Raw genomic sequence first — 22,751 nt, 5'->3', positions numbered from 1 at the left:
ACGCAATACTGGTATGACTAATCCTAGCATCAACCCGCCTAATCGTTACTCATCACACTGGCTATTAGCGCTTGTAGCCTAGCAGTTATTGGAGAGTAAGCGTAGATTGATCGTTGAACATCAATATACATATAGAACATGATTGGTTTTTATATCTCACCTAAAAGGAAATTTGTAAATGGCTCAAGTTAATTTTGTGATGGTCAGAAGTCCCAAACTTATTAAAAATAATCAGATTGGCTATGGTTGGGCGAGTGTTAATTTTTCTCAATTTGAGACTGTCAAAGATTTAATTGAGCAAGGGTTTCAAGGCATCAACAGAGGGCGACAAACCAACCAAATAAAGCGCTATTTTAATCTTAAGCAAGGTGACTATGTGATTGTTCCTTTTTCTGGAGCAGTTGCTATTGCGGAAATAGTTGGTGAGAAAAGTTATCAACCTGTTACCGAAGGCATTCAGTATGGGGAGAATAGAATATCTGTCAGATATCTAAAGCATAAGGATGGTTACTTTATCCCTAGAGGTAACTTATCAACTGCCCTGCAAAACAGACTTAAAATACGCATGACTGTTTGTGATTTGAATGAGTTTTCGGACGAGTTATACAAGCATATAGAATCGGTTAAGAACGACAAGCTATATACATGGAACAACGAGCAAGAATTTAAAATACAGCAAAATACTGAGAAATTTAAAGTTGATCTACTATCTAGATTGCGCAGTAATAAAGATATAAACCTTCAGTCTGGTGGCATTGGTCTTGAACACCTTATTAAGGAAATCTTGGAAGCTAAAAACTACACTGCACGTATACCTGCGAAAAATGAGAAATCGGGCATACAAGATGTCGATGTCATTGCCACACGTTTTTCAGAGTTCTCAGAAAAGAAGGAAGGCATTTTTATCCAAGTAAAACATCATGAAGGTACAACAGGCAATCGTGGTATCAGACAAGTGGCAGAGTACGAGATTAATGAAGATGACTATACGCACATTGATAGAGTTCTCATCACAACAGCGGAATTTAAAAATACCGATTTTGCAGAGTTGCATGATGTAACGGTGCTAGCAGGCGCAGATTTCGTAAACTGGATATACGATAATCTTAATCTGTTATCAGATGACAGTCTCTCATCACTCGGGATATCGAGCTTGCCTACGCTGTTATGACGCAAATTTATAATGTGTACCAAACTCACTCCATGCATATGTATTGCTACTTACAGATATCGAGCGAAAGCATAGATATACGTCGCATCATCAACCTTTGATGGGCAAGACATGAGTCATGACTTATGAATAGGTGTGATATGTAGGCTAGATCCTAAACTTAGCTTATTGATACTGAGCGTTTTGATAAAAATGTACATAAATAACTTAATAAATACTTGAATGGAGATGAATATGAAACAAGATTTATTCGATAAATTAGAAACTGGAATGCCAGTTACATATCAAAAGATGGGAGCAAAAGAGCACAATTTTTATTTTGTTATATCTAAAATAAACTTTAGTAATGACACTGTCGATGTAGAAAGATACTCAAAATTGACAGGAAAAAAAGATGAGGAAAAGAGCATTTCTTATAAGGATGTCCTATTGTCCGATATAGACTTTATTGATGCAAAACACAAATTGATTGGATTAGATCCAAGTAAATTTTTTCCGAAATAGAAAGATGAATAACGCTTGTTTCTACGTATTGTGCTTTATTCAATATAACTGCCATGCTTCATACCCTTTGGGTAACGAGCAATCATGGCGGTTTTTTATTGCCTTTTTTAAAGCAAAAAAAGACGTCACGCTTCATTGTAGCGACAAACCGTAGCGCACTGCTATACTGAAAAGGTATAAGGCTCTTTATAGATCGATCACATAAGAAAGCGACTGGATATACTCATGGATATAAAAAAACTCACGCTAAATAATCTAGGACGCTTTGAAAACCTTGAGGTAGACTTTGCCCCAACTGAGAGTAATCAGTCGAATGTCACGGTATTCATTGGTAATAACGGTGCTGGTAAGACTTCCATACTAAACGCATTAGCAACTTCTTTAAGCTGGTTCGTTGCACGCTTGCGCACTGAAAAAGGTAATGGCACGACCATCGATGAGCTGAATATCATAGACAATGCGTCAGCTGCTGGTATTTCATTATATTTGTCCGATGATATTAAAACGGATAGTGAGATATCATTTTTATTGTACCAATGGACGCTCGTAAAAGTACGAAAAGGGCGTAAAAGTGAGAAGTCTAGCAACCTAAGTCAACTTTCTAAGCTAGTAGATAGTTACCGTCAGAAGCTCACCGATAATGACAATGCCAGCCTGCCATTGATCGCTTATTACCCTGTTGAACGTTCAGTCTTGGACATTCCGTTAAAGATAAGAAGCAAGCACAATTTTGATCAGATAGATGGCTATGACAGCGCGCTCAATCATGGCGTGGACTTTCGACGGTTTTTTGAATGGTTTCGTGAGCGTGAAGATATTGAGAATGAGGAGCAAAGTAGAAGAGTAGAGCTCTTCTTTGATAATGATTTGAATATTTTCGATAAGATGAAGGTAATGCTTGGAGACTACGCTAACAATAGTTATAAAAGGGAGCAAGACAATATAGAAGTTGTGAAAGACAATGGTGTAGAAAGTATTGGAATGAGTGTGCAAGACGTATTAGAAAAAATAGAAAATCTCAAAATTTCGAAATATAGATATCAAGATAAACAACTAAACGCAGTCAGAACTGCGATCACAGCTTTTATGCCTGATCTCAGTAATATCCGCGTTCAACGCAAACCACGCCTACATATGGCGGTCGATAAAGATGGCAGGTCACTCAATGTCATGCAGCTCTCACAAGGAGAGAAGTCATTGATGGCGTTGGTAGGCGATATTGCCCGTCGTTTAGCGATGATGAACCCAGCTCTTGATGACCCACTACAAGGTGATGGCATTATCTTAATTGATGAAGTCGATATGCACTTGCATCCTAGTTGGCAGCGTAATCTTGTGCCACGCTTCACGGCTACTTTCCCCAATTGTCAGATCATACTTAGCACCCATTCTCCTTTGGTCATCAGTGATCAAAAAGGCATATTGGTCTATCTGCTAAGTGATGGTGAGATTGGTGCATTGCCGCCTTTATATGGTGCCGACGTTAACACCGTATTGCTAGAGGCAATGGACACAGACGTTCGTAACCCTGATATTAATAGTAAGCTTAATGACTTATTAGATGCCATTCATGACGGTGATGTCAATAATGCCAAGATGCTAATGCAAGCACTAGGTCGTGAGCTGCCAGCAGGCAATATGGAGCTTGCCAAAGCAAGATTGCTGCTTCGTAAAAAGGAGCTGCAGCTTGCGAAAAATAAGTAAACAAGTAGGTTTCGAGCCAGCAAGTTTAAGTCAGTTTAAACGTCGCAATAAGCAAGGCAACTATAGTGATCTGACGGTTGAAACAAGACAAGATATCCGTTTGGCATGTACCATAGAGCAGTTTTATTTATGTGCTTACTGCTGCAAACAAATCTCAGGCAGCAGCGACGATACAATGAATGAGCATGTCATAGCAAGAAAGACAGCACCTCATAAAAGCCTTGATTACACCAATATCGTTGCCAGTTGTACAACGGCCAATCAGTGCGATAATGCACATGGGTCACAGACATTACCGTTAACGCCTTTCGACGTTGAATGTGAAACAGATTTAGATTTTAAGCTCAGCGGTAGAGTGGTGGGTTTAACCGATGACGCTCAAAAAACCATCGATGTATTAAATTTAGACAATAGGTCTTTGACTGAGCAAAGAAAAATATTTATCGATACTATACTTTTCACATATGGTGAGGATGCTATAGAGGATGACTATCTGATAAATATAATGATAGACGAATTAGCGCAACTAGAAGAAGGTAAACTTGAAGCATTTGCGCCTGTGATTATCAATGTATTACAAGGATGGCTAAATGACTAACAGCATCAACTTCGCCGAAGAATTCAGCTCAAAAATTCCTGCCTTAACCTTGCTCACTACGCTCGGCTATCAGTTTATTCCACCCAGCCAATGCATCGCCATGCGCTCAAAGGTTGCCTCAAATAAAGCCACCAATCAGGTGATGCTATTGCCTATCATGCGTGCGTTTTTAGCCAAGCAAACTTTTACGTTTGAAGGTCAGGCGCATCCTTTATCAGACAGTGCAATCGATAAAATCATGCACGAGCTAAACCCAGCGATGAACTTAGGCTTGCAGGCTGCAAACGAGGCGCTATATAACGCTATGCTCTATGGCGTGACTGTGACTGAGTTTATCGATGGTAAAAAAACCTCACAGACTATCGCTCTGATAGATTGGAATAATATTGGTAATAATAGTTTTCACGTTACCGAAGAGCTGGTGGTACTTAATAGCGAGGGCACGAACAGTCGTAGACCTGATATTGTCTGCTTTGTGAATGGTTTACCGCTGGCATTGATCGAAGCCAAGCGCCCTGACTCTAGTCGAGAGTGGCAATCGACCAATGCTCAAGCGGTGTCCCAGCATATTCGCAATCAACATCAAAAAGAAATCCCACATCTATTTGCCTATAGCCAATTATTGCTAGCGGTCAATGGTAATGACGGTCTGTACGCCACCTGCGGCACGCCTGAGAAGTTTTGGGCAAAATGGGTTGAAGAAGAGATCTCTGAGCCTGAGTTTGCGCGTCTAAAAAATCAAAAGCTCAGCGATGAGCAGATTAACAACCTATTTGCTCATCGTCCTACCTCTATCAAAGAGGAGTATAAGTCATTAGTTGATGGCGGCGATCTAGTCGTCACTGACCAAGATCGCTTAATCATCAGCCTTTTACAGCCACAGCGTCTACTTGAGATGACACGCATGTTTACCTTGTTTGATAAAAAAGCTGGCAAAATTGTTGCCCGTTATCAGCAAGTCTTTGGCATCAAAGCTCTGATTGAGCGTATCAGTACCTTTGACGAGAAGGGTAGTCGTGAGGGCGGTGTCATTTGGCATACCACAGGCAGTGGTAAGTCTTTTACGATGGTATTCTTTTCCAAAGCACTTATTTGGTTAGAAGAACTCGCCAAGTGTCGCGTCATTGTCGTCACCGATCGTGTCGATCTTGAGACCCAGCTTAGTAAAACCTTTGCTTCTGGTGGTGTGCTTAGTGATCGCGACAAAACGGATGCGATGGCAACTTCTGGTCGCCGTCTAGCGCAGCAGATTGGGCACGGTAATGAGCGGGTTATCTTCTCGATCATTAATAAGTTTGGCGCAGCCGTTAAGTATGATGAGTGCTATAACGACAGCCCAAACATCATCGTCATGGTCGATGAAGGTCACCGTAGCCAAAACGGTGAGAACAATATCCGCATGGCGCAAGCCCTGCCAAACGCCGCCTTTATTGCGTTTACGGGTACGCCATTATTAAAGGATGATAAGACTGAGAACAAATTCGGCAGCATCATTCACTCCTACACCATGCAGCAAGCGGTCAAAGATAAAACCGTTACGCCACTCTTATACGAAGAGCGTATCCCTGAGCTGAATACCAATGATGCCGCCATAGATAGCTGGTTTGACCGTATCACCCAAAAGCTGACCAATGATCAAAAAACGGATCTAAAACGTAAGTTCTCGCAAAAAGGTCAAATCTATCAGGTTGAAGGTCGTATTGAGCTGATCGCTCATGACATCTCTGATCACTTCCAAAACTTTAAACAGCAACATCTAAAAGGTCAGTTGGCTTGTGATTCTAAAGCCTCGGCTATCCGCTATAAAATGGCATTGGATAAGATTGGCAAAGTGACCTCAGTGGTTGCCATGTCACCACCTGATACTCGTGAAGGGCATGATACCGTCGATGGCGAGTCAAAAGACATCGTCCAGAGATGGTGGCAAGATAATGTCGCCAATCAGTACGGCGGTGATGAAAAAGCCTATACCAAAGCCATCATAGAAGCCTTTAGTCAGGATGATGGTCCTGACATTATGATTGTCGTTGATAAGCTACTAACGGGCTTTGATGAGCCAAAGAACACCGTCCTTTATATCGATAAGCCATTAAAGCAGCATAACTTGATTCAAGCAATTGCACGTGTAAACCGCTTGCATGAGAAAAAACGCTTTGGTTATCTGATTGATTATCGCGGCATCTTAAAAGAGCTGGATATCACCATTGAGAAATACCAAGACTTAGCTGAGCGTACGCAAGGTGGCTTTGATATCGAAGACCTCAAAGGTCTGTATAACGCGATGGATACCGAGTACAAGCAGCTACCAAGACTGCATAACGAGCTTTGGGCGATATTCTCATCGGTGAAAAACAAGCAAGATGGGCAAGCGCTAAGACAAGTGCTTGCGCCAAAGATGCAAGAAGTAGAGGGCAGAGTAGTCGATACCAAGCTCAAAGAACGTGACGACTTTTATGCTGCTTTGACCGCATTTTCTAACGCCATGAAAATTGCCTTGCAGTCAGCGTCTTTCTTTGAAGATGCCTCGTTTGATGGCAAGCGTGATCGTTATAAGCAAGACGTAAAAGCCTTTATCAATCTACGTAAGCAAGTCCGTGAAGATGCAGATGAAACCATTGACTACGATGAGTATGAAGCAGATATTCGTAGCTTACTCGATAAGCATATCGCAGGCCTTGAGGTTCGCGAAGCCAAAGGTGTTTACCTAGTCGATAACTTAGGAAAAAACGCTAAGCCTGAGGCGATGAGTGATGATGAAGCGCGTAACCAAACAGATAAAATTACTGGTCGTGTGACCAAGATGATTGAGCAAGATCTGGCTGATGATCCTTATGCCCAAGAGTATTTTTCAAAATTACTTAAGCAAGCGATTGCTGATGCCAAAGCCATGTTTGATGCACCAGTGAAGCAGTACATGATGTTTGCTGACTTCGAGCAAGCCGTAAAAGACCGTGATGTCGCTGATGTACCAAATAGATTTATCGATGGCAATGGCAAATTAAACAAACATGCTCAGGCTTATTTTGGTTTGTTTAAGCATTTATTTGACGCTGCTGGTGATAATGATAGCTTAGCGGATAAAGAGTTAGATAATGATAAGCTCGTCGCTTATGCCTTTGAGATTGATGAAGTAGTCAAAACGAATGTGGCGGAATATTCAATCAATGCCAGTGAAATTGAAAATGCGATTAATAGACGCTTATTGCCAATGTTATTTGCTGACCTAGGTATCGATAAAGCGCAGCAGCTCATTGAAGCAGTACTAAAAATTACCCGAATTGGGCTTTCAAGAGAAACAAAAAGCACGAGAGAGGCAAGTAGCCCACGAGCAGCAAGAGGGTAGTAGGCAATGACTGAGAATGGCATTTTTTATTATGGTCAAGATAAGATCTACTACGAAATCGTGCGTAAAGAAGTAACGTATAAAGCAACAACAGGTAAGTCTAAAGCTGACATGATCACCACTGAAAAAAGCAAACCTCGCAAAGTTGTGATTAAGGTACATCCTGATCAGCGTGTGGTTGCCACAGTGCCTATCGATGCTACGGATGAGATGATCCATGACGCGATGATGAAACGCGCGCGCTGGATATGGCAAAACCTACAGGACTTTGCCAAACAAAAAGATCATGTATTGCCCAAACGTTATGTCAGCGGTGAGACCCAGTTTTATCTGGGTCGTCGTTATGTGTTAAAAGTGATAACCGATGCAAAAACTAACGATAAAATAAACAGTACGGTGAAGCTCAGTCGCGGTAAGTTACATGTAGAATTGTCTCAAAGTGATTCTGAATTAGACGCTGAAAAACGAGCGGCTCTCGTGAAAAGCTTGATTGATAAATGGTATAAAGATAAATTTACGTCGGTCTCTAGAGAGAGGCTTGAGGCCTTGATGTATAAGGCCTCATGGGTAAAAAATAATCCTTCATTGAAGTTAATGACCATGAAAAAACAATGGGGAAGCTGCTCAAATAAAGGCAATTTAATCCTCAATCCGCATTTAGTCAAAGCGCCGAAAGAATGCATTGATTATGTAATATTGCATGAGCTGTGTCATATCGCAGAGCATAATCATAGTGAGCACTTTTGGCGTTTATTGACCCAAGTCATGCCGAACTGGAAAGAGGTAAAAGCGAGACTTGATGGTATGGCTGAGCTGTATTTGAATGAGTGATTTGGAGTTAGAGGAGTATGTTGAAATAAATATTTAGTTAACCATAAAAATGAAGTAAGCCTAATATCTTATCTATTAAAATCTCAAGTAGATTTCACATTTATAGACACTATCCTTTTATTCTCTATACATCTTTTGTTCAATCAAGCTTTTCCGTTATACTAATTTTTGATCAATTAATGAAGCTTTTGCCATGTCCGACTACTATCAACATCTTGTCCTAAAGCTTATCCAGCAACCAACCGAACAAGAGTGGCTTGAGTTTAAGCATAACTTTCATAGTCCTGATGAGATAGGGCAACGGATATCTGCGCTTGCCAATGGCGCTTGTTTGGCTGATAAGAAGTTTGGCTACTTGGTGTTTGGGGTAGAGGATGGTACGCATCACATTGTGGGCACAAGCTTTAGCCCGAAAACAAAAAAAGCCAAAGGCAACGAAGACTTAGAACATTGGCTGGTGAGCCGTTTAAGCCCCAAGATCCACTTCACCATCCATGAGCTAAGGATTGATGGTAAAGCGGTAGTACTGTTCGAGATTCCCGCAGCTACCGATACGCCCATTAGTTTTTTGCATGAGCCTTACATTCGTATCGGTAGCTTCACAAAACTGCTTAAGCAATACCCAGATCAAAGCCGTAAGCTCTGGCAAAACCGAGCGGATGATTGGAGTGCCGAGATTTGCCATGAGGCAACGCTTGAAGACCTTGATCCTAAAGCCATTGTTGTGGCCAGACAAGTCTTTGCTGATAAGAACAAACGTTTGGCTGAGGACATAAAAGGATGGGATGACATCACTTTTTTAAATAAAGCCAAAATTACCATTCGCGGTCAGATCACCAATACCGCTATCATTTTATTAGGGCGTTACGAATCCACGTATTTTTTAAGCCCAGCGCAAGCGCATATCACTTGGATTCTAAAGGGCGTTGATGGTATTGAAAAAGATTATCAACATTTTGAACCGCCGTTTTTGTTAGCCTTGGATGAGGTTTATAACAAAATCCGCAACCTAAATTACCGCTACATGCCTGCTGGTACGCTATTTCCTGAAGAGGTGCAGCAGTACGATCCTTATATCATTCGTGAGGCATTAAGTAATGCCATTGGTCATCAAGATTATCAGCTAGGCGGACGTATTACGGTGGTCGAAAAAGAAGACTCAACGCTGGTGTTTCAAAATAGTGGCGAGTTTATTCCTAAAACCATCGATAATGTCTTATTGCAAGATGCGCCTGAGGCGAGCTATCGCAATCCGTTTTTGGTCAATGCCATGGTCAATTTAAATATGATGGATACCATCGGTAGTGGCATCAAAAAAATGTATCAGATTCAATACAAGCGTTTTTTTCCTTTGCCAGATTATGACTTAACCCATGAAAGAGTACGTGTAAAATTCACAGGTAAAGTGCTTGACCAAGAGTATGCCAAGCAGCTAGCGACAGTTGATAATCTCACATTACACGACATCATAGCACTTGATAAAGTGCAAAAAGGGCAAGCGATCACTGAAAACGAAGCAGAAGCGCTACGTAAAAAATCACTGATAGAAGGGCGTAAAAATAATTATATGATTGCTGCTGATGTGGCGAGGCATACAGAGCAGCAGGCAGAGTATATGCAGATGCGTGGCTTAGATGACATGCATTATCAAAGCTTGATTATAGAGTACCTCAAGACATTTGAGCGAGGTAGGTTAGCTGACTTTGATAAGATGCTGACTAATAAATTACCGCAAGTATTAGACGACCAACAGCGCAAACATAAAGTGCGTAACCTATTACAAAAAATGCGCCGCGATGGTTTAGTTATATCTAAGAATCAAGTCTGGTATCTTGTAGCTAAACCTAGCTAGATGCGGCTAAACCTAGCTAGGTGCGGTTAAGACAGCAAAAAATAAGCTGCGTAGTGCGGCTTATTTTCTATCCTTGATCAGTGAATCCGAGCAGCTATCTTATTCTCAATCCACTCAGCGACTTCGCTTTCAACCCATGCCACGCGTCCCTTCGATAGTTTTACCTGAATAGGGAAGGTGGGGTCATAGCGGTTTGATTTTTTATCTAGCATATCGTAAATCGTTGTACTGCTAAGCCCAGTATAATATATGACTTGCTTAAGTGGGAGCATGCGAGGTATTTGTAGGGCACTTAAAATGGCTGCGTTCTGTTGTGTATTCACATTCAAATTTTCCATGATTATCTCCTCGTAAGTTAATGAGAATTTTTCTTCTCATACAGTTACGGAGTCCCATATTTTTTTACGGCATTCCATACCGTCCGGCCGTTAGTCTTAACTTAGACAATAAAAAAAGAGCTGAATCATTCAGCTCTTTTTTATGTCGCATATCCGTGCAATTGCTTTAACTCACCGCTGTCACGCTTTTCCGCAGTCCTTGCTCGATGCTGGTCATGTTCTGAGTGGCTAACCCATTTTGATAGTTTCCCTGCTGAGTACTACTCACATTCTCTGTCTCCATTGGATAAAACTCTTCAGCCACATCAAGCAGACCATCGCTATCAATCTCAAAGCATGAGTTTACATAGCCTTGTTTGGCAGCTGCCTCTAATGCCGCTTGGTCAAAGCCGTGTTCGCTAAGCTCCTTATCAATTGCCTGTGCATCCTGTACCGCTTGTTTAAGCGTAGTGCCATCACGTAGCGTCAAATCCACAAAGTAGATCGGCGTACGATAGCTTTGGGTGGTGCTTTTACCTCGTAAGGTGAGTTGCAGTGGTAAACACGACAGCTTGTTGCCAGATACCGCTGCAAAGTAGCTAAGACGTGCGGCTAAAGTGCGAATACTATTAAAGCCAGTCGTACGAAAGATAAACGTGCCAAGCTCATCGTCCTCACTTAGATTCACGTAGAGGCGGCCGTATGGTTTACAAGCACCGCCTTGCGCCAGTGGGCAGCGATCTGGCGACGGGCAAGTAAGCTGCTCGACACCGTTACTCGTTCGACGCTGACAATGTTCACCGTCACCCACGCATAGTGGCCGACCAGTCTGCCTGTCGAACAGCGTATATTCAGCACGTAGGTTTAGCTCAGGATCATTAAACAGCATACGTACGGGTATTTGTCTCAGCTTACCGTCATTCTTTTCGCGTAGCTTTGCATCAAGTGGATGATTGATCCAGCCGTCTTTATTCTGGATTTGGCTGGTGATAGTGAATTGATCGTCTTTGGCAGGCAGACGTTTGCCATCTTTTTCAATGACACGGCCAATGCTGATGCGGCCTAGGACTGGTGGAGTGATAGTGAGACCTTTAATCATGGTGATATTCCTTATGTGTTTAATAAATTGTGTTTGGCCATAAAAAAGCCCACCTGTGATAGGTGGGCTTTATGTGCTTGATTGATTCGCTTTGAATCGTTGATTGCTGCGTTGATGATTAAGTGACTGATGGCTTAGTCATTAAGAATGACAAAACGTCTGCTGCCTTGCTTTGTTTTACTAAACTGCGCGAGCAATTCAGGATGTGCTTTGATAACAGCCTTGCTATCGAGACCAATACTGTCTTTAGAACGCTTCCAAGATATAGCTCCACTAGAAAATACTGCTACCTCATTATCAGCAATGAGCGTTTGCAGCTGATGCTTCACTTGATCATGACGCTGCTCGATATCTTCCATAGATGCGCGGTAGCTTAAGAGTTGCTCAAACAACTTGTTAGCGCCAGCGTCTTCGCGCAAATCGATTTTGCTTGATGGCTTAGCGGTTGGATAAAGCCGCTTTAATGCCCGCGCGGCCGATTCAGAATGATCAGGGGTTGGCGGCGTGTCGGTTTCCACATACTCCCAGAACAGACGCTCATGTTCGATGATAGATTCGATTAAACGTTCATCACGCTCAACCTTATAAATCTTGGCTTCATGACCACATAGCAGCACGCAAATATGCGCAGCTTGTTTGCCAGTCACCGCCAATTGATGCTGAACTTGGCAGGTGACGTATAACGGTACGCCATCTCTCCATAATTTCGTACCGTGTTCGCCAGCGGTCTTACATTCTAAAATCTGCACCTCATCATTGCCTGTAATGGCATAATCTAAATTGGCCAACATAAAGTGTTTGTCAGGATCAGGATGCTGCAAGATGGCATTGACGCGCCGTACCTTATTGCCTGTATGCTCTTGGTAGTATTTCGCCACCATGGGCTCAAGCGTATTGCCCCAATACAGCGGTGAATACCCTTCAATGCCGTTATTACTACTGGCATCAATGTTTGAGCTCATGCGTCCTGTTTTGATCATCCATAGCTCAAGCATGGATAGGTACGGATGAATACCACAAGCAGCGGCAGCATCAGAGCTGCCAATACCTTGCTTTCGTACTTGTAGCCAGTCTTCACGGCCTAGATGCTTGGTGTTGATCAAACGCTTAGGCGTGGTTAATGTATTGGCTTGGACGGGTTTATCAACCGTTTTATTTTGCTTTAGCATGACTTCTGCTAATTTGGCCTTGGTTTTAGGTTTAGCATTTCGAGACGCTTTACCTGTCATGACTGAACGTTTGGGTTTTAGCTGAGTCGTGGTTGTGTTGTTTACTGCGATCAGGTTCATGGTGAACTCCTTTAATAGATTTATTCTTAGCGATATGCGCATGTGACTTGCTTAATTGACGGCATAAAAAAACCACGCGCAAAGGCGTGGTTAAGTCGTTAGATAGAGTAGCTAGGCGATTAAGCGTAGCGCTTCATCGAGGCTTTTATCTTTGAGTTTAGCGCCTGCGCCAAACCATGCTGAGTCCAAACGATGATCTTGCGACATGGCACGGCGTTCATGATCAACAAATTCTGTCATCGCATTCAATAATCCATAAGCCGTGTCCTTAGCTGAAGCCAAATCAGCACCGCGACCTTGGCCATTAAACATGGACATGACTTGATTCATGGCTTTTGCATTAGGAACCGCATCCTTTTCTTTCTTCGCCGTATTAAACAGAATCAAGCCATCGTCTTTGACATCGTTAAACACACGATTTAAGTAGTTGGCCGCTTCTGCTTGTGTCACGCGCCTATTGGTTAACTGTTTCATCTCATAATTGAAGTCATCCCACTGGCTGACGGATACGCCCAGTTGACGTTTGACCTTTTCGGCATCAAAGGTGGTGCTATGCGGTACTTTCACCACACCGCCACTGCCATTAGCGAGGCTGATCGCTAAGGTGTTATTACACACCACGCGAATATTGGTGAACTGCGCTGTGGTGGCAAGCGTACCATCACACGCGGTTGCAAGTAACAAGTAGCCATGACTGACGTCACCGCCGCGTAGCGTTGCTGATTGTCCCGTACGGGCGAGTGCCCAGAACTTACGTCCTTCTTTAAGCACTCCTGCGGTCTCAAGCTCAAAGTCTGCTTGTTCAGTCAGATCACGATAAAACTCTAAAATCTCACTGGGCTGGACTTCTTGGTAGCGCTGACTCACTACTGATAACGGCTCAAGCGTGTCTGAGCGGTACAGCACCTTGTTATTGTCATAAGGCATGATCAGGTTTTGACCTTTATCATTGGTTGCCATGTAGCTGACGTCTGATGACTCAATACGCCAATCCATCCCAGCCTCGCGTGCCCAGACCTCAATAGGCTGTTTGGGGGATAGCTCGTTACCCAAGCCGTGCCATGGTGTTTCGCCGACGTATGCCATGCTTTCTATTAAGTGTGCCATGAGTATTGCTCCTTTATGGTTCGATAAAATAAGTGGTTTGATAATTGAATAAGTAAATAAATGAAGACGTCAGACGCTAAAGGTATGCTGACAGGTACTGCATAGATAGCGCGGCAGGATGGTCGCTCTGAGTAATGGCGGCTGCATCAGCCGTTGTTGTGCCAGATTGATCACGGTGGCAATAGCGCCACCTGCAACCATCCCGATCATCGGATTAATCTTGTAATACTTGCAGACGCTCACACCAAGACTGACTAAGAGTTTGGGTGAGCACAGATGCTCTGTCATGCTTTGCATACTGGTATCAGTATTCTCTATAACGTGTGCTGAATGACAATTGGGACAGATAGGTTTCATAATATCTCCTTGATAGTGGCGCATAAAAAGGCCTGCTATAAAGCAGACCTTGATTAGACGTTGAGGGATAGACGGATAAGACAACAATGGCTCCTTATCTCATCACATGGCGATACTGTATATCTGAAATTATTTTGGTATTTAGTCAAGCCAAAGTATTTATTCTCTATTTTTCCTTAAATTCACCATGTCCAAATGTTTGCATCTTAGGCAACCACACTTTGAGCTTTTGATCGTATTTATCAGACTTTGTTAAATACCTTGCTACAGTAAAAGCGTTCTGTATCTCCTGAGGATTATCACGATGTATTCTACCAACACCTAACTTTCCGTTTTTTTCAAAACTATGCTTGGTCTCAGTGTCGTGAGAACTATGATAAGTACCGATGCCCTCTGTGACTTCTTGCCACTTCTCACCTATCATTTTAGCGATATGCCAGTCGGAATATCTTTTTGAATTATCATAAGTTAAGACTAAATGGCAGTGGAAACCGCCATATTTATAGCCTTGCTCTAATGCCCATGCATAACCAGTTAGGTGTTTAAAACAAGCGTTTTTCTTGCTGATGAGTTTTCTGAGTTTTTTCATATGATTATAAAAATCGTGAATAGTCAGATGATGGCGTTGGTTTTTCAAATACTTCAGCTCAATAAAAACAACTAATACTCTTGATTTATTTTCAATCAGGTTTTTAAAGTAACACTCCAAACCTTTTTGATTTCGAGATTCTTGGTAACGCCAATCATAACGCTCTCTCATAATACTATCTTTATACTCTAATAACTTTGTAATGAGTTTTTGACTTCTCTCATAGTCCCAAATAACATCACAAGGATACGAAGTACCAATTAAAGTAATAGTGCTGTTCATAAATGCGTTAATAGCTTGTGAGTAATTCACAGAGTCTTGTGAGTAAGTCAAAGCGTCTTGAGAGTAATACATAAACATAAATGGACGATATAACTTGTTCATTTGATCTTGAAAGCGTTTACCTCTAAGATTTTTAAATAATACGTTTTTGACCAGTTTATCAACATCGTTGGTAAGTTTGGATTGGTTATAAGTTGAATGTGACATTATTTTCCCTATAAATTTATTGGTGCATAGGGTTACGTACATTCATAATTTTATAATGCAGATAGCTAAGAGAGTAACTCTTAGCTCAGTAGTACTTACTAGTATATTGATATTGATACTCTAATACCAACCTATTGCATCTCAGTAAAATCCATATATCTCTAGCATAAACACATAGTCTGCTTAAAAATTACTTCATATTTTCCTCAATAAACTGAGAGTATGATAAGGGATAGTTACCTGAGAACTCAGATTATAGTAATAATTAGACTAATCTAGGGGTTGGAGCATTGAAATAGAAGACTTAAGGTGAATATTTTATATGAAAATATCACTAAAATATTGCTTAAATAGCACTTTAAACCTACAATATTATTACTATTTATTAATGAAAATATCACGCGTGATAAAATAAAAAAAGGTGGGATAATGTCGAATAACAATGTAAGTCATGTATCAAATGTAATACATGAGAATAAGAAGTACTTTGACGAAAACATCAGATGTTTATCGGAAAGAGAGGTGGCTTGGTTACAAGCCTATTTAACCAAAAAAATAAACGTTTCTTTTATGAGTATGGGGTCAACTAATATACATGAAGAGCTCATAAACCAGTTGGCAAGAATTGATAACTTTAAAAACGTTATCCATGACGCTATTTTAAAAATGTCCTACGTTCTAGTCCCTGAAGAACACTTCTTTCTTCTTGAAGGTAGTTTGAGAGCTCAGATATTTTTTTTAAATGTGCTCATTTCTGAATATAGCTACACTGTAGAAAATATTAAAATTAACAAAATGATGAAGGATATTTATTCTTTCTTTGATAAAGTGAAAGAAGGTGACACAGTAGGGAATAATATAAAAATTTTAGATAATATATTATTGGCATTTAAAGGTATTGTTTTAAAAGGTAATTATACTAAATGGTTAAAGAATGGAGAGGATCAATTAGTTTGGACTAATAATTATTTAAATGAAAAAAAATTAATAGTAAATATAAATGATGATAGCCTTTCAGAAATGGAATTTAGATCTATAATATTGGCGTCTCTAGATCTTATTGACTGCCCCCAATATACTAGAACAATTAATAGTAGTTATATATATAAAATGAGTCCGAATAAAGAACTCGTTATTGATAAAATGAAACGGGCTTGGAGCCAGCAGAAGTACCGAGATGCTGGAAAAACAAAAAAACCTTATCATCTGCCACTAACAAAAAAGACAGAAGGCAGACTAGCGAAGATGGCGCAGGTACAAGGACTGTCAGAGACAGCCATGCTTGATATATTGATCAATCGGTTTTACGATTTAAATTATCTAGATGTTGATGGTAAGGACTTATACTAATGCTGAGCGATATAACCTTGCAGCTCATCTACTGTGATCCCTTGAGCCAGCAACGCTTTCACCAGAGCTTGCTTATCAGCATTTTGTAATGAGTCAGGTTGCTTACTTGCCAATGACTGCTCAATCTGCTGACGTGCTGTCTGGAAGTCCACAACCTCACCTTTGTCTCTGAGCAGGTCTAAAAAGTCTGCCCAGACTTGCATTATTTTTCGGCGCTCATCTAAATGTTGCGCGTGGTTATAAACTGCGCGGATACTGCTTTTCTTATCATGTGCCATCTGCTTTTCGATGGCGTCGCCCATATAGCCCAGCTCGTTTAGATTAGTTGAGGCAATATGTCGAAATCCGTGCCCAGTTTGCTTGCCAGCATAGCCAAGGATGTCTAACGCATTATTAATGAACTCTTCGCTATAAGGCTGGTGCATGCCAGTATGATAGAACACGTATTCGTATTGGCCTGTGATTGGTCTCATCTCTTCTAACACTGCTAGCATTTGGTCTGACAAAGGAACAACATGCTTACGCCCGCTCTTAAGGTTATCAATATCGACACGCCATAAACGGTTAGGGAAGTCGATATGATTCCATTTCATCATACGTAGCTCGATAGTACGACAGAATGAATAGGCTAAAAATTTCATGCCCAATCGAGTTTGGTCATGACCATGGTAGCTTTCAATGTCTTGTAAGAGCTTAGGTAATTCGCTAAGCTCAACATGTTTCATGTGCTTAGTTTTCGCTTTCGGATATAGCGCTTTTAACCCTTCAGTGTGATTTACTTCGATTAACCGCTCTCTCTTAGCTCTTTTTAGAATATTGCCAACGAGATCAATAGTGCGTCTGGTTACTTCTCGTGGCGGTGTTCCTTTTTCGGCCCTAGCTTCAATGCTATCTGCCATCGACTTACAATCTTCGAATGTCACATCTTTTAAAGCGATACCTTTAAAACTAGGTAAAACATCTTTGTGCATTCGATTGTAGTCTTGCTGATAAGTGCGAGGTTTCACGTTGCGTTCACGTTCTTCTAGCCATTCAAGCGCATACTCATTGAACATTTTAGCTTGCTCATTCGCAAGCTTGTCTTGACGCTTTTTATTTTTTGGATTAACTCCATTAGCTACTAAAGTCTTAATATCAGAGTTAGCTACTCTCGCTTCTGCTAAGCTCATCTGCGGGTATGTACCTAAAGTAGTCTTCTGCTGCTTACCGTCGAAGCGATATGCACTTACCCACGTTCGCGTGCCTGAGTTGCGTACCAGTAACTGTAGACCTTGCTGATCGCTATATTTATCTGGACGAGAAGGGGTGCATTTATCAGTTGGTTTAAGCTTACGTATTTTGCTATCACTTAACATGTTGGTCTATCCCCTATACCTACGAGCTATATGTTTAAAGCGTTAAGACGATTATGTTGGTCTAAGGCGTATAAAAATAGGTCGAATGTTGGTCTAATTTAGGTGTATATGAATAATAGACCAACGAATAGACCAACACAAGTCACGGGATAGGTGGGTTATGTTAGGATAGCTTAGGAAAATAGTAGACATAAAAAAAACGCTAGACGCGTTATTTATAAAGGGCTTAAAGGGTATTTGGGATAGGGTGGGACAAGATAGGAAAACTAGGATTTTATAAGATTGGCGGTGAAGGAGGGATTCGAACCCTCGATACGCGATTAACGTATACACACTTTCCAGGCGTGCGGTTTCAGCCACTCACCCACTTCACCGTTTTGAGTCATACTCACCTAAATACTGCACAGACTGTTGACAATCTGATTCGGACTTTAAGCTTTTAGATACTGTATATGATATACAGGCACTGATTTTTGCAGGACCTAGTATAGCGGATAGCATTTAAAATGTCACGGTGTCCGCAGTATCTTTCTTTATTCTTAGACGCCTGCTAGGATGGAGCATACCTAACGTTAAGCATAAATGGGTGAAAGTTGCATGAGAAGTATTTTTAAACATAGATTTAATCTGAAAAATACCATGATAATGGTGGTAACCGCTACTATTCTGAGCATATCAGCGGCACATGCTGATGATTTCACACAATGCAGCCAATCATTTTATGGCGGTGTCTATCCTGAATTCAGCAATACGAAGCTCAGTAATAATACCCAAGCACTATGTATGGACGGTTTTGCTGTCATGTATTCTGGTATATCACGTACGCCATTATGGTCAGCAGAATATCTGGATCGTAAGCGTTTACAGCAGGCCAAACAAATCGACCGTGAAGACAGTTTTCATGAAGAAAGCCGATTGCCACAGTCCATGCGTGCGAAGCTCTCTGACTATTCAGGCTCAGGTTATGACCGCGGACATTTAGCACCTAATGGAAATATGGCCAATCGAAGTCAGCAGTATGATAGCTTTAGCCTGGCTAATATAGCACCGCAATCACCACGTAATAATCGCTATATCTGGCGCAATATTGAATCGGCGACTCGCTATTTAACGCAGCAATATGGTGAAGTCTATACTGTCACAGGGGTTGCATTTACTGATAAAAAAGCTAAGCAACTAGCAGGGCGGGTACTGGTGCCCAGTCATTTCTTTAAAGCCGTTTATATCCCAGCGATCAATCAAGCAGGTGTTTACTATGCGCCAAACGACGAATCTGAGCGTATAGAAATTATTAGTATTGACGAATTGACGTCTAAAATTGGTATTGACGTCTTGCCGGTACTTGATGCAAAGACTAAAGTACAAGCTCTAGATTTACCGCTAAAGGCTGGTGAAGCGATAGATCTACCAACCACAGAGGTAGAAGAGCCTGCTTGGATACTATTCGTAGTAGCAATTTTTGAATGGCTCATGGCACAATTGCAAACATAAATCGTTTAAATCTTGTTAAAACTGAGCGATTCTGATACATCCTGTAATATGCTACTTATGAAAAAAGGGGGATTAAATGATTGATCCGTTTGCTAATAACCACCAAAGCATGCAAATTGGTGAGCTGGTGGTTGAAAATCAAAAAGATAAAATTATTATTTATGGGGACATTAATCTGGTCTTAAATGACACTGGATATGAGCAGGCAAAACAGCTGCATGAGCTTAGCGGTAAAATTTTAAGCGCCTTCGAAAGTAAAAGTCTCTATATTAATGATGAGGCTAAGTCAAAAGAAAAAGATGACCAATCGGGCAAAATTATAGACAATCCTTTCTTGTAACTTATTGATATAGTTTTGATTTTATAGAAATAATAAACTATAAAAAAATTACTAGGCAAATTCTTAAAATTGCTTATAATGAGTCAAGACAACGCTTATGCGGTCCAGATTTTTTATAAAGCGTAAATTGGTCATTTGGTATTTCCTGTACTAATAAGTGAAAATTAAATATAGTACCACTGCGCTGTAATAAAAAATTGTTGGCAAAGGATTAGCTTAGGACATAGAAACATATCGTTTCTAATAACCATTGAATGAAGGGAGTCTATTTATGAAACTATTCGCAAAAACTACATTAGCAATTGCTGGTATCAGTTTAGCAAGCATGGCATTCGCTGCTGATCCATTAGCCAATACTACTTGGCAGACTTATGACGAAGGCAAGCCAAAAGGCGTGGTTAAAATCACCGAGTCAAATGGCGTGTTGACTGGTAAGCTTATCAGCACCGTATCAGAGAAAGGTCAGAAGCACGTTGGTATGACGATTATCTCTGGACTAAAAGCTGATGGTAATGGTAAATACAGTGGTGGCAAGATTACTGACCCTGAAAAGAACAAAACTTATAAATTGACTGCTAACTTGAAGGGTAGCAATCTTGATTTAAAAGGTCATTTAGGGCCATTCTCACGTAGCCAAACGTGGAAAAAGAAATAAGTTTACGCTAATGTAATTTCCTTTATTAAGCTAAGTATTAGTAAAGGATAAAAAAATCCCGCATTACCGAAAGGTTCTGCGGGATTTTTAATGGATCTACTTTAACGATATTGAGCTTAGTATAAAAACGAGTCAGCGGAATTGGAATGAATTTTTAGCAGTCTCTGTCTGCGAAAGCACAGCAAGCCAGAGACATTTATACCAGTTCCGCATTGAAATATAATGGTTCTGCTTTATTTGAAATGGATTACAAGGCTCGCTGTTCTTATCTACCGAACTCTGGATATGCTTCCATACCACATTCGGCAAGATCAGCCCCTTCATATTCATCTTCTTCAGATAGACGTAGACCAATAACAGCTTTGATAATTGCCCAAACGATTAAGCTTGCCACGAATACCCAAACAAAAATAGTAGCAGCACCAGCAATCTGTCCTACGAACGATGCTGCTGGATTGGTAATCGGTACGATAAGTAGCCCGAACAGACCAACCACACCATGAACTGAAATCGCTCCAACTGGATCATCTATTTTTATTTTGTCTAATGCCAGAATAGAGAGCACCACGATAACACCAGCGATTAAGCCAAACAGCGTCGCTTGCAATGCAGATGGTGTAGAAGGTTCTGCCGTGATGGCAACCAATCCAGCAAGTGCACCATTTAAGAGCATGGTTAAATCGGCTTTACCAAATATAAGGCGTGCGATGAGCAACGCACCAATCGCTCCACCAGCAGCGGCGGCATTGGTATTCAAAAATACGATAGCAACGGAATTGGCGCTAGCGATATCACCAAGCTTTAATACTGAACCACCGTTAAAGCCAAACCAGCCCATCCATAAGATTAAGGTACCAAGCGCTGCCAATGGTAAGTTTGCACCAGGAATGGCACGTATCTCGCCTTTAGCGCCGTATTTACCGAGGCGCGCTCCTAGCAGTAGTACACCTGATAACGCCGCCGCCGCACCTGCCATATGTACAATGCCAGAGCCTGCAAAATCAGAGAAACCCAAGTCGCCTAGACTATATAAGCCAAAAACATCTTTGCCGCCCCAAGTCCAGCTGCCTTCTAGTGGATAAATCACCCCAGTCATGACCACAGCAAAGAGTAAAAACGACCATAGCTTCATGCGCTCAGCCACAGCCCCAGATACGATAGACATACAGGTTGCGACAAACACGACTTGGAAGAAAAAATCAGATGCAGCAGAATAAACAGAATCACCGCCGAAGCCATTTTCAGCAGAAGCGGCCAACGCGTCATCTACTAATGTCTCATTGCCTGCAATACCACTCAAAAATAAATCACCGCCATACATAATCGCATAACCGCATATCATGTACATGGTACAAGCAGTAGCAAAGAGCGCGATGTTTTTGGTTAGGATTTCGACGGTATTTTTTGAGCGAACCAGCCCTGCCTCTAACATTGTGAAGCCCGCAGCCATCCACATGACAAGCGCACCACACATTAAAAAGTAAAATGTATCTAGCGCGTACTGGAGCTCAAAGATTTGATTTTGCATGTTAATTCCCCCTTGAATATATGCAATACAGAGATCGATATGACCTATAAAGAGATATTTATAGGTAAGTCTTACGTTTAGATAGCGTCGGGACCTGTCTCACCTGTACGAATACGAATGACTTGCTCGAGATTGGTCACAAATATCTTACCGTCTCCGATTTTACCGGTACTAGCGATACGCGTGATAGCTTCAATAGCTGGCTCAACCATCTCATCCATTACCGCCACTTCTACTTTTACTTTAGGCAAAAAATCCACCACGTACTCGGCGCCGCGATAGAGCTCAGTATGACCTTTTTGACGACCGAAACCTTTGACTTCAGTGACGGTAACGCCTTTTACACCAATGTCAGAAAGCGCTTCACGCACATCATCGAGCTTAAACGGTTTTAAGATCGCAGTGATTAGCTTCATAAAAAAATCCTTATATGGGTGATGTCGCAGGTCAATAGATGCCATTTGATACAACATATTATGATCATGCTTATATTAAATGATTCAAGAATTGTGCCAAACTTACTCAAGGGGGAGGATAAAATAAGGCGCATTTACTCAAAACCATTAGCACAATGACAAAAATGGCGTTTATACAGCAAACATAATCCTCGTTTTACACTGTATAAACAGCTAATTAACCTGTAACGTTACATGAATACAAACTTTATTATAACCAACTTTTTAAGCGCTTGGGGAGGATATGTTTTTATTTCCTGTGATGATTTGCTAAATGATTGCAGGATATAAAAACAGCGGTAAAAGACAAAGGCTAAATAATGGTCA

At 41.2% G+C, this 22,751-nt stretch carries 20 protein-coding genes and 1 tRNA gene; 11 read left to right on the top strand and 10 right to left on the bottom strand.

The features are described 5' to 3' along the window. The first annotated feature begins 178 nt into the window (after positions 1–178). From AC0J5Y_RS11820 to AC0J5Y_RS11790, 7 genes are all read left to right on the top strand, one after another. Positions 179–1,171, top strand: a complete 993-nt coding sequence (locus AC0J5Y_RS11820; RefSeq protein WP_475130863.1) for a restriction endonuclease — start codon at positions 179–181, stop codon at positions 1,169–1,171. 234 nt (positions 1,172–1,405) lie between these two features. Beyond that, positions 1,406–1,675 (top strand): hypothetical protein, encoded by a 270-nt coding sequence (locus AC0J5Y_RS11815; RefSeq protein WP_475130862.1) that lies wholly within the window; start codon positions 1,406–1,408, stop codon positions 1,673–1,675. A gap of 225 nt (positions 1,676–1,900) precedes the next feature. Beyond that, positions 1,901–3,379, top strand: a complete 1,479-nt coding sequence (locus tag AC0J5Y_RS11810) for an AAA family ATPase (RefSeq protein ID WP_475130861.1) — start codon at positions 1,901–1,903, stop codon at positions 3,377–3,379. Then, positions 3,363–3,977 carry an HNH endonuclease family protein gene (locus AC0J5Y_RS11805; protein WP_475130860.1) on the top strand — a complete coding sequence of 205 codons (615 nt, stop codon included), beginning with the start codon at positions 3,363–3,365 and terminating at the stop codon, positions 3,975–3,977. Before AC0J5Y_RS11810 ends, AC0J5Y_RS11805 begins: the two co-directional genes overlap by 17 nt. Beyond that, a complete protein-coding gene (locus AC0J5Y_RS11800; protein WP_475130859.1) occupies positions 3,970–7,320 on the top strand; it encodes a type I restriction endonuclease subunit R in 3,351 nt (1,116 codons plus the stop codon). The genes AC0J5Y_RS11805 and AC0J5Y_RS11800 overlap by 8 nt, the downstream gene beginning before the upstream one ends. Positions 7,321–7,326: 6 nt before the next feature. Beyond that, complete coding sequence (locus AC0J5Y_RS11795; RefSeq protein ID WP_475130858.1) at positions 7,327–8,151, top strand: M48 family metallopeptidase; 825 nt, start codon at positions 7,327–7,329, stop codon at positions 8,149–8,151. A 193-nt stretch (positions 8,152–8,344) separates the two neighbouring features. Continuing rightward, a complete protein-coding gene (locus tag AC0J5Y_RS11790; RefSeq protein ID WP_475130857.1) occupies positions 8,345–10,003 on the top strand; it encodes an RNA-binding domain-containing protein in 1,659 nt (552 codons plus the stop codon). 77 nt (positions 10,004–10,080) lie between these two features. On the opposite strand, the gene AC0J5Y_RS11785 is transcribed toward AC0J5Y_RS11790, so the two are convergent. The 6 genes from AC0J5Y_RS11785 to AC0J5Y_RS11760 all read right to left on the bottom strand — a co-directional run bounded on the left by AC0J5Y_RS11785 (position 10,081) and on the right by AC0J5Y_RS11760 (position 15,250). Next, entirely contained in the window at positions 10,081–10,341 is a 261-nt protein-coding gene (locus AC0J5Y_RS11785) for a helix-turn-helix transcriptional regulator (protein ID WP_475130856.1), read from the bottom strand. A gap of 166 nt (positions 10,342–10,507) precedes the next feature. Next, positions 10,508–11,419 carry a recombination directionality factor gene (locus tag AC0J5Y_RS11780; RefSeq protein ID WP_475130855.1) on the bottom strand — a complete coding sequence of 304 codons (912 nt, stop codon included), beginning with the start codon at positions 11,417–11,419 and terminating at the stop codon, positions 10,508–10,510. Positions 11,420–11,553: 134 nt separating this feature from the next. Next, positions 11,554–12,588 (bottom strand): YqaJ viral recombinase family nuclease, encoded by a 1,035-nt coding sequence (locus AC0J5Y_RS11775; RefSeq protein WP_475132165.1) that lies wholly within the window; start codon positions 12,586–12,588, stop codon positions 11,554–11,556. A gap of 231 nt (positions 12,589–12,819) precedes the next feature. Next, complete coding sequence (locus AC0J5Y_RS11770; protein ID WP_475130854.1) at positions 12,820–13,815, bottom strand: DUF932 domain-containing protein; 996 nt, start codon at positions 13,813–13,815, stop codon at positions 12,820–12,822. Between the two features lie 69 nt (positions 13,816–13,884). Further along, positions 13,885–14,172, bottom strand: a complete 288-nt coding sequence (locus AC0J5Y_RS11765; protein ID WP_475130853.1) for a hypothetical protein — start codon at positions 14,170–14,172, stop codon at positions 13,885–13,887. Between the two features lie 166 nt (positions 14,173–14,338). Continuing rightward, positions 14,339–15,250 carry a YagK/YfjJ domain-containing protein gene (locus AC0J5Y_RS11760; protein ID WP_475130852.1) on the bottom strand — a complete coding sequence of 304 codons (912 nt, stop codon included), beginning with the start codon at positions 15,248–15,250 and terminating at the stop codon, positions 14,339–14,341. A gap of 429 nt (positions 15,251–15,679) precedes the next feature. Here AC0J5Y_RS11760 and AC0J5Y_RS11755 point away from each other — a divergent pair, with 429 nt between their 5' ends. Continuing rightward, positions 15,680–16,600, top strand: a complete 921-nt coding sequence (locus tag AC0J5Y_RS11755) for a hypothetical protein (protein ID WP_475130851.1) — start codon at positions 15,680–15,682, stop codon at positions 16,598–16,600. Here AC0J5Y_RS11755 and AC0J5Y_RS11750 read toward each other — a convergent pair. Then, positions 16,597–17,955 (bottom strand): tyrosine-type recombinase/integrase, encoded by a 1,359-nt coding sequence (locus AC0J5Y_RS11750; RefSeq protein ID WP_475130850.1) that lies wholly within the window; start codon positions 17,953–17,955, stop codon positions 16,597–16,599. The two genes, AC0J5Y_RS11755 and AC0J5Y_RS11750, sit on opposite strands and share 4 nt — an antisense overlap. Positions 17,956–18,238: 283 nt before the next feature. Next, positions 18,239–18,329 (bottom strand) — tRNA-Ser (locus tag AC0J5Y_RS11745). Positions 18,330–18,594: 265 nt separating this feature from the next. Here AC0J5Y_RS11745 and AC0J5Y_RS11740 point away from each other — a divergent pair. From AC0J5Y_RS11740 to AC0J5Y_RS11730, 3 genes are all read left to right on the top strand, one after another. After that, positions 18,595–19,446, top strand: a complete 852-nt coding sequence (locus AC0J5Y_RS11740; protein ID WP_475130849.1) for a DNA/RNA non-specific endonuclease — start codon at positions 18,595–18,597, stop codon at positions 19,444–19,446. Positions 19,447–19,522: 76 nt separating this feature from the next. Continuing rightward, positions 19,523–19,786 carry a hypothetical protein gene (locus AC0J5Y_RS11735; protein WP_475130848.1) on the top strand — a complete coding sequence of 88 codons (264 nt, stop codon included), beginning with the start codon at positions 19,523–19,525 and terminating at the stop codon, positions 19,784–19,786. Positions 19,787–20,057: 271 nt separating this feature from the next. Next, positions 20,058–20,441 carry a DUF2147 domain-containing protein gene (locus AC0J5Y_RS11730; protein WP_475130847.1) on the top strand — a complete coding sequence of 128 codons (384 nt, stop codon included), beginning with the start codon at positions 20,058–20,060 and terminating at the stop codon, positions 20,439–20,441. Between the two features lie 265 nt (positions 20,442–20,706). Here AC0J5Y_RS11730 and AC0J5Y_RS11725 read toward each other — a convergent pair whose 3' ends face one another. Both AC0J5Y_RS11725 and AC0J5Y_RS11720 read right to left on the bottom strand, forming a co-directional pair. Beyond that, positions 20,707–21,969: an ammonium transporter gene (locus AC0J5Y_RS11725; protein WP_475130846.1), complete on the bottom strand. Its 1,263-nt coding sequence runs from the start codon at positions 21,967–21,969 to the stop codon at positions 20,707–20,709. A gap of 77 nt (positions 21,970–22,046) precedes the next feature. Further along, positions 22,047–22,385, bottom strand: coding sequence for a P-II family nitrogen regulator (locus AC0J5Y_RS11720; protein WP_011514651.1), 339 nt, complete (start codon positions 22,383–22,385; stop codon positions 22,047–22,049). Between the last annotated feature and the right edge of the window lie 366 nt (positions 22,386–22,751).

Source organism: Psychrobacter sp. TS_SC_6 (genome assembly GCF_056156305.1).
The sequence above is the reverse complement of the archived record's forward strand: the minus strand, read 5'-3'. Positions and strand labels throughout refer to the sequence as shown.